Here is an 11,641-nt window from a genome sequence, read left to right as displayed (position 1 = left end):
TGCAGGGTCCGCTGGTGTATCGTCCGTACAGGCGGATCGGGAAAAGCACCCCGGCACCGATTCCCGTACCCAGCCCGCATGAGGCCCCCGCCATGAAGCTGCCCTTTCGCACCAACATCACCATTGCCCTGGGCCTGGGCCTGCTCCTGATGGCCCTGAGCACGGGCACGTCCTACCTGACCATCAATGCGCTGCTCGAGGGCGAGAAAAGCGAAGAAAAAATCCAGGTGACGGTGGTCCTGCTGGAGCGGCTCGTCTCGCAGTTCAAGACCACGGAGTCCCTGCAGCGGCGTTACCTTTTGACCAATATCGACAGGGACCTGGCTTCCTACCGGCAGGCCAGGGCGGGCGTGCAGCAGGTGCTGCGGGGCGCCGGTGACCTGCCGATGGCGGGCGAGAGCCTGGAGGACCTGCGCACCCTGCAGGGGCTGATCGCCCGGCGCCTGGATCTCATGGAAGAGACCGTCAGCGCCCGGCAGCAGGCGGGGCTGGAAGCGGCGACCGTGCTGGTCGGCAGCGACCTCAATCGCCAGCTTCACGATGACATCGAGGAACTCGCCGGCCGGATCAAAAGCGAACAGACGCTGACCCTGGAGCGGTCCGAGCAAAACGCCCGGCGGACAGCACAGACGGTCCGGCTGTTGATCCTGCTGAGCGGCCTGCTCTCGCTCGGGCTGCTCGGCTGGACCATTCGGGCCGTGATCCGCGCGCAGGCGAGCAACCGCCGCATCCAGGCGGAGCTGGCCGACAGCGAAGCCATGAGCCGCGCCATCACCGAGAGCATGGCTGACGGCGTCATCACCGCGACCCCGGAGGGGCTGATTGCCAACGCCAACAGTGCGGCCCGGCACTTGTTTGGCTATCGGCTCAAAGACTTGCTGGAGCAGCCGGTGGCCATGCTTTTGCCGGCGCGCTGGCAGCCGGGTTTTTCCGCTTTTTTTGCCACCCTGGTCAACCGCCCGCCAGGCTTCAGGGAGTCCGATACCGAGGTCCTGGCCGTGCGCCGCGATGGCAGCGAGTTTCCCGTCAATGTGTCCTTCGGCGACGTCAATGTGCGCGGGCGGCGGCTGTTCACGGCCATCATCCGCGACATTTCCGAACGCAAGCGCATTGCTGATGCGTTACACGACAGCGAGGAGCAGTTGCGCCAGCTGACCGACAATGTCCCGGCCCTGATGGCCTATGTGGACAGCGACCAGCGCTTCCAGTTTCATAACAAGGCCTATGAAGAGGTTTTTGGTTTGCCGCGGGAAAAAATCCACGGCAAGACGCTGCTTGAAATCGCTGGCCCCGAGTTTTACAGCCGGATAAGCGGCCATGTGCGGGAAGCGCTGTCCGGTTATGCGGTGCGTTACGAGCGGGAGCAGCTCACCGCCAGCGGCGAGCGGCGCGAATACGTGATGAGTTACTTCCCGCGCTACGGTGAAGGCGATGTGCAGGACAAGGTCATCGGATTTTTCACGCTCGGCACCGACGTCACCGAGCTCAAGCGCATCGACCGCATGAAGAGCGAGTTTGTCTCCACGGTCAGCCATGAACTGCGCACGCCCCTGACCTCGATACGCGGTTCGCTGGGGCTGGTCTCTGGCGGTGTGGCCGGAGCGCTGCCGGACCGCGCCAAAAGCCTCGTGGAAATCGCCAAAAACAACTGTGAGCGGCTGATCCGCCTGATCAACGACATCCTCGACAGCGAAAAAATCGAATCCGGGAAGATGCAGTTCGAGTTGCAGTCGCTGGAACTGCTGCCCCTGCTGCAGCAGACGCTGGCGGACAACGAAGGTTTTGCCGCGCAGCACCAGGTCAAGCTGATCCTGCATGCGCCCAGGCAGCCCCTGAAGGTCCAGGTGGACAGCGACCGCCTGCTCCAGGTGATGACCAACCTGCTGTCCAACGCCATCAAGTTTTCTCCCGCGCAAGGCACGGTGCTGGTGCTGCTGGGCCGGCACGCGGGTCGCGTGCGCGTCGAGGTCAGTGACAGCGGACCGGGGATTCCCGAAGAATTCCGCCAGCGCATTTTCCAGAAGTTCTCGCAGGCCGACTCGTCCGATACGCGCCAGAAGGGCGGGACCGGTCTCGGCTTGGCGATTTCGAAAGCGATCATTGAGCGGATGGAGGGAAGCCTCGGCTTCACCTCCAAGGTCGATGTGGGAAGCACCTTCTTTTTCGAGCTGCCGGAGTGGCGCGAGGCGCCCCCGGTCACGGCGCCCATGAGTCTTTACGGCCTCAACCGGCCGCGCATCCTGGTCTGTGAAGACGACCCGGATGTGGCGCAACTGATAGGCATGATGCTGGACAAGGCCGGCTTCGATGCCGACATCGCCCACACGGCGGCGCAGGCCCGCGACTACCTCAGGATGGAGTCCTACGCCGCCATGACCGTGGATATCCAGCCCCCCTACGAAAACGGGCTGGAACTGATCCGCTCCCTGCGCCAGGACGAGCGCACGGCAGACCTGCCGGTTCTCGTTTTGTCGGTGACGGCGGCGGAAGCCCGCTTGTACGCCGGCGCCACGGTGGCGGTGTCCGACTGGCTTGAAAAGCCGATCGACGAGCAGCGGTTTCTCAATTGCCTGCGGCAAGCCGTTGACAGCCGGCGCGCCCATGGCAAGCGGTGAGCGGGCATGAGCTCCGGCTTTTTTGATGCGGCGATCATTGACCTGGACGGCACCATGGTCGATACGCTCGGTGATTTTGTGGTCGCCCTGAACCGGATGCTGGCCGATCTGTCGCTGTCGCCGGTCGAACGATCCGTGGTCGGGACACGGGTAGGCAAGGGCTCGGAGCATTTGATCAGCGCTGTCCTGGATCATGTGCTGAATCGGCCTGTATCCCTTGACGGGCGGTCTTCGGTAGCTATCAATAAAGAAGCAGTTGGGCAACTGTTGCCGGCTGCCTGGAGCAGCTACCAGCGCCACTACCTGGCGATCAACGGCCAGCATGCCAGCGTCTACCCGGGCGTGCTGGAGGGCTTGCAGCTGCTGCAGCGCCAGGGCCTGAAGCTGGCCTGCCTGACCAACAAGCCGACCGCGTTTGCCCTGCCCCTGCTCAAGGCCAAGGGCCTGGACGGTTTTTTCAGCCTGGTGTTCGGCGGCGATTCGTTCGAGCGGAAAAAACCCGACCCTCTGCCGCTGCGCAAGACCTGCGAGGCACTGGGAAGCGCACCCTCGCGAACGCTGATGATTGGTGACTCCAGCAACGATGCGCAGGCGGCGCGGGCCGCAGGTTGTCCGGTGTTGCTGGTGACTTACGGCTACAACCATGGCCAGCCCGTGCGCGGTGTGGACGCCGATGGTTTTGTCGACACGCTTGCGGCGATGGACCTGGCCGCCCTGAAAACAAAAACGGGGCTTGCGCCCCGTTAAAAATCACAGCCGGCGCTGGGCTCAGGCGGGTTTGCCCAGCAGAGCGTCCTTGAGTTTCCAGTCGGCGGGCACGGGACCGAGCCAGATACGCATCAACGCGTTGAAAAATTCCGGCTCCTTGAAGGGCTCGCCTTGCGGAACCCCCTTGACGGTGATCACCGTGCCGGTGCCGGGCACCCAATCGATCATGAAGACGTCGCCGGCGAGCAGCTTTTTCTGGTCCGAGAAAATCTGCCCCATCTTGATCAGGCCCGGGATCAGCTTCGACATTTCAGCTTTGGGCGCGTTGTCCTGCACGCCGCGCGTGAAGAGCTTGCCGAGTTCGTTGGAATCAATCTCACGCAGCATGGTGATCTGCAGACGCTTGGCGCCGGGGGCGGCCAGCACCTCCTCCGGGGTGGCGGCTTTTTTGCCGAGGTACAGGCCGGCGGTGTACACCTTGAAGACGGCCTTGAAACGCACGCCGGCGCCATTGAGCACCAGCTTGCTGCCGCGCATGTCGATCTGGTCATCCAGTTTGACACCGCCCACCTCCACGGTGGCTGCTGCGGCGCTGCATGCCAACAAAAGCGACACAGCGCCCGCCAAGCATGGTTTCATCCAGGTCATAAGAGGTCTCCCAAAAAAAGAACGGTCGTTCGTTAATGAGTGTATTTTGGTCCGGCCCCTGAGCCGCCACAAGAGGGTTTGCGAGATAAGCGTTACTACTAGTTACATTCTTTCGGGGCTATGGGGGCGCCTGATTTTTTGGGCCCCCGCTGAACTTCGCTCTTTTGCGTTTGTGTGAGTGGCTGGGCGGCGCCTTCTGTCCTTCTGGCTTTGCTACACTCGGCCTTCCATGTTCATTCATCGCATCATTCAGACAGGTAGCAGCTACCGGGGAGCCTGGCCCTGGCGGGCCTGACAGCTCTCGCATGCCGAGGCCATCCCGCCTCGTTGCCCTGCAAGCCTGTTTTGATGCGCTCTTGCCCTCCTGCAACGAGCATCCTTGCCCCGTTTTTTGGGGCGTACTGAATGAGGGTGGCCACGCCGGCGCGCGTGGGTCCACCGGTGAAGGAACTTGCCGTGATCACTGAACTTGAATTCAAAAGCCTTGCGCAGCAGGGCTACAACCGCATTCCGCTGATGGCGGAGGCGTTTGCCGACCTCGAAACCCCGCTCTCCCTGTACCTCAAGCTGGCGCATTCGAGGGACGGCGGAAAATTCAGCTTTCTGCTCGAATCGGTCGTCGGCGGTGAGCGTTTTGGCCGCTACAGCTTCATCGGCCTGCCGGCCCGCACCCTGGTGCGCGCCAGCGGTTTTGGCGCCGACGTGCTGACGGAGGTCGTGCGCGACGACCAGGTCATCGAAACCTCCAAGGCCAACCCGCTTGATTTCATCAGCGACTACCAGAAGCGTTTCAAGGTCGCGCTGCGGCCCGGCCTGCCGCGTTTTTGCGGTGGTCTGGCTGGTTATTTCGGCTACGACACGGTGCGCTACATCGAGAAAAAACTCGAAGCCTCCTGTCCGCCTGATACGCTGGGCTGTCCCGATATCCTGCTGCTGCAATGTGAAGAACTGGCGGTGATCGACAACCTGTCGGGCAAGCTCTACCTGATCGTTTACGCCGACCCGGCCCTGCCGGAAGCCTATGCGAACGCCAAGAAGCGCGTGCGGGAACTGAAGGAGCAGCTCAAGTACTCGGTCAGCGCGCCCGTGGTCAAGCCGACCCAAGGCTATCCGGCCGAACGTGACTTTGCGAAAGCCGACTACCTGGCGGCTGTCGAACGCGCCAAGCGGCTGATCGAGGCGGGCGACTTCATGCAGGTGCAGGTCGGCCAGCGCATCAAGAAGCGCTACACCGAGTCGCCGCTGTCGCTGTACCGCGCGCTGCGTTCGCTCAACCCCAGCCCCTACATGTATTACTACCACTTCGGGGATTTTCATGTGGTCGGGGCCTCGCCGGAAATCCTGGTGCGCCAGGAGAAAACGGAAGAAGGTCAAAAGATCACCATCCGCCCGCTGGCCGGCACGCGCCCGCGCGCTTCGTCGCCCGAGGCCGACAAGGCCGTCGAGCAGGAACTGATCAACGACCCGAAAGAGCGTGCCGAACACGTGATGCTGATCGACCTGGCGCGCAACGACATCGGCCGCATCGCCAAAACCGGCACGGTCAAGGTGACCGAGGCGTTTTCGGTGGAGCGTTACAGCCATGTCATGCACATCGTCAGCAATGTCGAGGGCGTGTTGCTCGACGGCATGACCAGCATGGACGTGCTCAAGGCGACTTTCCCGGCCGGCACGCTGACCGGCGCGCCCAAGGTGCATGCGATGGAACTGATCGACCAGTTGGAGCCGACCAAACGCGGCCTGTACGGCGGCGCCTGCGGCTACCTCAGCTATGCCGGCGACATGGACGTGGCGATAGCGATTCGCACCGGCGTCATCAAGGACCAGATGCTGTATGTGCAGGCGGCAGCCGGCGTGGTGGCCGATTCGGTGGCCGAGCTCGAATGGAAAGAGACCGAGGCCAAGGCGCGCGCCTTGCTGCGCGCTTCCGAGCTGGTCGAAGAAGGCCTGGAATAAGGAGCGGATCATGAAATTACTGATGATCGACAACTACGACTCCTTCACCTACAACATCGTCCAGTATTTCGGCGAGCTCGGTGCCGAGGTCGAGGTCTTCCGCAACGATGAAATCACCGTCGAAGGCATTGCCGCACGCGCGCCGGACCGGCTGGTGATTTCACCCGGCCCGTGTTCACCGGCGGAAGCCGGTATTTCGGTGGCGGCCATTCAGCATTTCGCCGGCAAGCTGCCGATCCTGGGCGTCTGCCTGGGCCACCAGGCGGTGGGCGCGGCCTTTGGCGGCAAGATCGTGCGTGCGCAGCAGCTGATGCACGGCAAGACCAGTGTGATCAGCACCACGCAGCAAGGCGTGTTTGCCGGTTTGCCCAAGCAGTTCACCGTCAACCGCTACCACTCGCTGGCGATCGACAAGGCGTCCTGCCCCGAGGTGCTGGCCATCACCGCCTGGACCGACGACGGCGAGATCATGGGCGTGCGCCACAAGGAACTCGCGATCCAGGGCGTGCAGTTTCACCCTGAATCGATACTGACCGAACACGGCCACGCGATGCTGAAAAACTTCCTTGAGCAGCGCGCCTAGTCTTGGCTCTGTTTGCTATTAAAAGCGTAGCTGCTTGTGCATATTCCATAAGGGCTGGTGGCATAAATGACGACAAAAGTTGACCTGAGAAGCGACACCGTGACGCAGCCCACCGAAGGCATGCGTGCCGCGATGGCCTCTGCGCCGCTGGGTGACGACGTGTTCGGCGACGACCCGAGTGTGAACGCGCTGCAGGACAAGATCGCGGCGATGCTGGGCTTCGAGGCGGCGCTGTTTGTGCCCACCGGCACCCAGAGCAACCTGTGCGCCATCCTGGCCCACTGCCAGCGTGGCGACGAATACATCGTGGGGCAGATGGCACACTGCTATCGCTGGGAAGGCGGCGGTGCAGCGGTGTTTGGCAGCGTGCAGCCGCAGCCGCTGAATCACCAGCCCGACGGCACCTTGGCCCTGGCGGACGTCGAGGCGGCCATCAAGCCCGATGACGCGCACTTTGCGCGCACCCGGCTGTTGGCGCTGGAGAACACGCTGGGCGGCAAGCTGCTGCCTTTCGAGTATGTGCAGCAGGCGACCGCCCTGGCGCAAAGACACGGACTCAGCCGCCACCTGGACGGTGCACGGCTGTTCAATGCCGCCGTTGCGCAGGCCGCCCAAACGGGCAGCAACCCGCTGGCCGAGGCGCGGCGCATTGCGCAATGTTTTGACAGCGTTTCGGTGTGTTTCAGCAAAGGCCTGGGTGCCCCGGTGGGGTCCGCCTTGTGCGGCTCGCGCGAATTCATCGCCCGGGCGCATCGCATCCGCAAGATGGCGGGCGGCGGCATGCGCCAGGCCGGCATGCTGGCGGCCGCGGCCTCGCATGCGCTGGACCACCATGTGGGGCGGCTGGCCCAGGACCATGCGCTGGCCCAACATCTGGCCGACGGGCTGGCGGGTATTGAAGACCTGCAGGTGGAGGTGCCGCAGACCAACATGGTGTTTGTGGATTTGACGGGGGCGGCCAGAGAACAGTCTGCGGCCTTGCTCAAGCACCTGGCGGGGCAGGGTGTCCAGGCCACCGGCCTTTACCGCCTCCGGTTTGTCACCCACCTGGACGTGGACACCGCCGGTGTGGATCGTGCTGTGGCGGCGATTCGCCAATTTTTCAACGCAAGGACGTGAGCCATGCCCGATGTTCAACACTTGTTGCTTTTCATCGCGGCCGGCTGGCTGCTCAACCTGACGCCGGGCCCTGATGTGCTGTACATCGTGACAAACTCCCTGCGCTCGGGCGCGCGCGCCGGCATTGTTGCGGGCCTGGGCATCACGGCCGGTTGTTTCGTCCACATCTTCGCGGCCGCGGTCGGCGTCAGCGCACTGCTGGCCGCCTCGGCCACGGCCTTCACGGTACTCAAATGGATGGGCGCTGCCTACCTGCTGTGGACAGGCATCAAAATCCTGTTTTCCAGGCGCCCGCAAGCCGCCACCGACCTGATGGCCGCGGCCGCCAGCGAACCGCAACGCCCGCTGAAGGCGGTGTTCATCGGTGGTTTCTGGACCAATGTGCTCAATCCCAAGGTGGCGATCTTTTTCCTCGCGTTTGTGCCGCAGTTCATCGCGCCTGACGCCGCCAGCCCGGCGCTGGCTTTTGCGATGCTGGGCGTGCTGTTCAATCTCAACGCCATCCCTGTCAACGTGGGTTGGGCGCTGGTTGCCGCGTGGATGGCCAGGCGCGATGCGGTGCAGCGCGGCATGCACTGGCTGGACCGCGCCGCCGGCGTGATGTTCATCGGATTTGGCATCAAGCTGGCCCTTGCCGACCAGCCGGCGAACTGATCCAGATATTCTTCAGTCAAGAACACAGAAACGAGACACGTCATGCCCCACACCCACAAAATCACCCCGCAGGAAGCCGTTCAGCGCACCATCGAACACCGCGAGATTTTCCACGACGAGATGCTGCACATCATGCGGCTGATCATGAGCGGAGAGATGTCGCCGGTGCTGATGGCGGCGCTGATCACCGGTCTGCGCGTGAAGAAGGAAACCATTGGCGAGATCACCGCGGCGGCTCAGGTGATGCGCGAGTTTTCCACCAAGGTCCATGTGGCCGACAAGACACACCTGGTCGACATCGTCGGCACCGGCGGCGACGGCTCGCACACCTTCAACATCTCGACCTGCTCGATGTTTGTGGCCGCGGCGGCCGGCGCCAAGGTCAGCAAACATGGTGGGCGCAGCGTCAGCAGCAAGTCCGGCAGCGCCGACGTGCTCGAAGCCCTGGGCATCAACATCAACCTGCCCCCTGACGCGATTGCCAAATGCATCGCGCAGGTTGGCGTTGGTTTCATGTTTGCGCCCAACCACCATCCGGCGATGAAAAACGTCGCCCCGGTGCGCAAGGAACTCGGCGTGCGCACCATCTTCAACATCCTCGGGCCGCTGACGAACCCGGCCGATGCGCCCAACATCCTGATGGGCGTGTTCCACCCCGACCTGGTCGGCATCCAGATACGCGCGTTGCAGCGCCTGGGCGCCGAACATGCGCTGGTGGTCTACGGCAAGGACGGCATGGACGAGGTGTCACTGGGGGCGGCCACCGTGGTCGGCGAGCTCAAGGGCGGCGAAATCACCGAGTACGAAATCCATCCCGAGGACTTCGGCCTGGCCATGGCCAGCAACCGCACCCTGCGCGTGGAAACGCCCGAGCAGTCCATGGCCATGCTCAGGAGCGTGCTCGACGACGAGCCCGGCGCGGCGCGCGACATCGTCATCCTCAACGCCGGCGCCGCCCTGTATGCGGCCAATGTGGCCGAATCCATGCTGGCCGGCATCGCGCTGGCCCGCAAGGCCATCACCTCCGGCGCCGCCAAAGGCAAGCTTGAGCAGCTTGTTTCCACTTCCCAAGCCCTGGCGACCTGAACCATGTCCGATATCCTGAACAAGATTGTGGCCGTCAAACGCGAAGAAGTCGCCGCGGCGCTCAAGCGCAAACCCCTGGCCGCGATGCGTTTTGACGCCGAGTCGCGCGTGCTGACGCGTGATTTTGTCGGCGCCCTGCGCGCCAAAATCAGCGCCGGCAAGCCCGCCGTGATTGCAGAAATCAAGAAGGCCAGTCCCTCCAAGGGGGTGTTGCGCGCCGACTTCATTCCGGCGGACATTGCCCAAAGTTATGCGGAGCATGGCGCCGCATGTTTGTCGGTGCTCACAGACAAGGATTTTTTCCAGGGCAGCATCGACTACCTGAAGCAGGCACGTGCGTCCTGCAGCCTGCCGGTGCTGCGCAAGGACTTCATCGTCGACCCCTACCAGGTCTACGAATCGCGCGTCATGGGTGCCGACTGCATCCTCTTGATTGCCGCCTGCCTGGACGACGCGCAGATGAAGGCGCTGGAGGCGTTGGCCCTGTCGCTGGACATGGCGGTGCTGGTGGAGGTGCACGATCGCGCCGAGCTGGAGCGCGCGCTCCAGCTCAAGACGCCGCTGCTGGGCATCAACAACCGCAACCTGCAGACCTTCGAGGTGTCGCTGGACACCACGCTGGGCCTGCTCAAGGACGTGCCGGCCGACCGCCTGCTGGTCACCGAGTCGGGGATTTCGACCCCCGCCGACGTGGCGCGCCTGCGCGAGGCCAAAGTCAACGCTTTCCTGGTCGGCGAGGCCTTCATGCGGGCCGAAGACCCCGGTGTCGCGCTGGCGGGCCTGTTTCCGGATGCTACTGATTAAATAGCCGCGCACGCCCATGCCACAAGGACTGCAGGCCGATCTGGCCTTTGAAACTCGGCCCAAGCCGCTGCCGGAGGGCGGCGGCCACGGCCGGCACCTCACGCGCTGGAATCCGGCCGACTGGCCACTGGCGGCCGATTGGGCGCCGGAAGTCGGTCATTTCCTGGCCAGCCAAACCGGCCAGCAACTGGGGGCGTTCATCGAACAGCGGCTCGCGCAAGGGGCCATCATCTACCCGCCACAGCCCTTCCGGGCCCTGGCGCTGACCTCGCTGGCCGATGTCGAGGTCGTGATCCTGGGCCAGGACCCCTACCATGGCCCGGGGCAGGCGCAGGGGCTGGCTTTTTCGGTCCCCGACGGCGTGAAACCCCCGCCCAGCCTGCGCAACATGTTCAAGGAGCTGGCGCGCGACCCGGCGGTGACGCCGGAAGCGCACAGCGGCGGTTCGCTGGAACGCTGGGCCAGCCAGGGCGTGTTGCTGCTCAATACCAGCCTGACGGTGGAAGAAGGGCAGGCCGCCAGCCATGCCAAACAGGGCTGGGAAGTGCTGACCGACCAGCTGATCGCCGCGGTGGCGGCCAAACCCGAGCCGGTGGTGTTCATGCTCTGGGGCGCCCATGCGCAGACCAAACAGGCGCTGATTCCTGCCCGGCACCTGGTGCTGGCGGCCAATCACCCCTCGCCCCTGTCGGCGCTGCGCCCCCCCAAACCCTTCATTGGCTGCGGGCATTTCAGCGCCGCCAACGACTTTTTGCGCAGCCATGGCCGCCGGCCGGTGAGGTGGTAAGCACTTGTTGTTCAGGATTGCCGGATGTCAAATTTCCATGGCATAATCTGAGGTTCGCCAAAGGAGAGGTGGCCGAGTGGTTAATGGCAGCAGACTGTAAATCTGCCCTCTAACGAGTACGCTGGTTCGAATCCAGCCCTCTCCACCAGCGATAATTTTGATAGGCAGGCTTGGCCTGGATGGTTGGTATGCCGTGTTTCGGGGTTGTCTTGAGGTGAAAAGGCGGTCGATGCGGGAGTAGTTCAATGGTAGAACCCTAGCCTTCCAAGCTAATGACGCGGGTTCGATTCCCGTCTCCCGCTCCATCACAACAAGCGCTGGTTTTGTATTTGGCAGGTAGGCAGAGTTTTTGAATTTGGCCCATTTGGCTCAGTGGCAGAGCACTCCCTTGGTAAGGGAGAGGTCCCGGGTCCGATTCCCGGAATGGGCACCATTTCATGGGTGCATGGCCGGCGTGGCGTGCCGGCATGGCTGGTGTGATGGCTGAGGTGTGACAAATTTCGTAAGTAAATCCTTAAGGTATTTGGAGTCGAAAAATGGCAAAAGGCAAATTTGAGCGGACCAAGCCGCACGTCAACGTAGGCACGATTGGACACGTTGACCATGGCAAGACCACCCTGACGGCAGCGATCACGACCGTGCTTGCAGCCAAGTTCGGCGGCGAAGCCAAGGGTTACGACC

The 11,641-nt window shown here is 63.2% G+C and carries 11 protein-coding genes and 3 tRNA genes; 13 read left to right on the top strand and 1 reads right to left on the bottom strand.

Features of this window, described 5'->3' with window-relative positions; genetic code table 11:
- Positions 1-92: 92 nt before the first annotated feature.
- Positions 93-2,615: a PAS domain S-box protein gene (locus B7G52_RS04455; RefSeq protein WP_096696450.1), complete on the top strand. Its 2,523-nt coding sequence runs from the start codon at positions 93-95 to the stop codon at positions 2,613-2,615.
- Positions 2,616-2,621: 6 nt separating this feature from the next.
- Positions 2,622-3,362 carry a phosphoglycolate phosphatase gene (gph, locus tag B7G52_RS04450; protein WP_096696449.1) on the top strand — a complete coding sequence of 247 codons (741 nt, stop codon included), beginning with the start codon at positions 2,622-2,624 and terminating at the stop codon, positions 3,360-3,362.
- A gap of 21 nt (positions 3,363-3,383) precedes the next feature.
- Here the strand turns inward: gph and B7G52_RS04445 are convergent, their stop codons facing one another.
- The gene (locus tag B7G52_RS04445) at positions 3,384-3,971 is read right to left on the bottom strand and encodes a chalcone isomerase family protein (RefSeq protein ID WP_096696448.1); all 588 of its coding nucleotides are present in this window, start codon (positions 3,969-3,971) and stop codon (positions 3,384-3,386) included.
- A gap of 456 nt (positions 3,972-4,427) precedes the next feature.
- Between B7G52_RS04445 and trpE the strand changes: the two genes are divergently transcribed.
- The 11 genes from trpE to B7G52_RS04390 all read left to right on the top strand — a co-directional run.
- Positions 4,428-5,927, top strand: coding sequence for an anthranilate synthase component I (trpE, locus tag B7G52_RS04440; RefSeq protein ID WP_096696547.1), 1,500 nt, complete (start codon positions 4,428-4,430; stop codon positions 5,925-5,927).
- Positions 5,928-5,937: 10 nt separating this feature from the next.
- Entirely contained in the window at positions 5,938-6,510 is a 573-nt protein-coding gene (locus tag B7G52_RS04435) for an aminodeoxychorismate/anthranilate synthase component II (RefSeq protein WP_096696447.1), read from the top strand.
- 66 nt (positions 6,511-6,576) lie between these two features.
- Positions 6,577-7,629, top strand: coding sequence for a low-specificity L-threonine aldolase (gene ltaE, locus B7G52_RS04430; RefSeq protein WP_096696446.1), 1,053 nt, complete (start codon positions 6,577-6,579; stop codon positions 7,627-7,629).
- 3 nt (positions 7,630-7,632) lie between these two features.
- The gene (locus B7G52_RS04425) at positions 7,633-8,283 is read left to right on the top strand and encodes a LysE family translocator (protein ID WP_096696445.1); all 651 of its coding nucleotides are present in this window, start codon (positions 7,633-7,635) and stop codon (positions 8,281-8,283) included.
- Between the two features lie 42 nt (positions 8,284-8,325).
- Positions 8,326-9,369 (top strand): anthranilate phosphoribosyltransferase, encoded by a 1,044-nt coding sequence (trpD, locus tag B7G52_RS04420; RefSeq protein WP_096696444.1) that lies wholly within the window; start codon positions 8,326-8,328, stop codon positions 9,367-9,369.
- A gap of 3 nt (positions 9,370-9,372) precedes the next feature.
- Positions 9,373-10,173 carry an indole-3-glycerol phosphate synthase TrpC gene (gene trpC, locus B7G52_RS04415; RefSeq protein ID WP_096696443.1) on the top strand — a complete coding sequence of 267 codons (801 nt, stop codon included), beginning with the start codon at positions 9,373-9,375 and terminating at the stop codon, positions 10,171-10,173.
- A gap of 16 nt (positions 10,174-10,189) precedes the next feature.
- Positions 10,190-10,960, top strand: a complete 771-nt coding sequence (locus B7G52_RS04410; RefSeq protein WP_096696442.1) for a uracil-DNA glycosylase — start codon at positions 10,190-10,192, stop codon at positions 10,958-10,960.
- A 62-nt stretch (positions 10,961-11,022) separates the two neighbouring features.
- A tRNA-Tyr gene (locus B7G52_RS04405) sits at positions 11,023-11,108 on the top strand.
- 83 nt (positions 11,109-11,191) lie between these two features.
- Positions 11,192-11,265 (top strand) — tRNA-Gly (locus B7G52_RS04400).
- 53 nt (positions 11,266-11,318) lie between these two features.
- Positions 11,319-11,393: transfer RNA gene (locus B7G52_RS04395), tRNA-Thr, on the top strand.
- 103 nt (positions 11,394-11,496) lie between these two features.
- A partial coding sequence (locus tag B7G52_RS04390; protein ID WP_240523322.1) for a GTP-binding protein occupies positions 11,497-11,641 on the top strand: 145 nt, incomplete at its 3' end.

The organism is Polaromonas sp. AER18D-145 (assembly GCF_002379095.1).
GTDB lineage: Bacteria > Pseudomonadota > Gammaproteobacteria > Burkholderiales > Burkholderiaceae_C > Polaromonas.
Note: the sequence above shows the minus strand (reverse complement) of the source record. Positions and strands in the feature narration are given on the sequence as shown.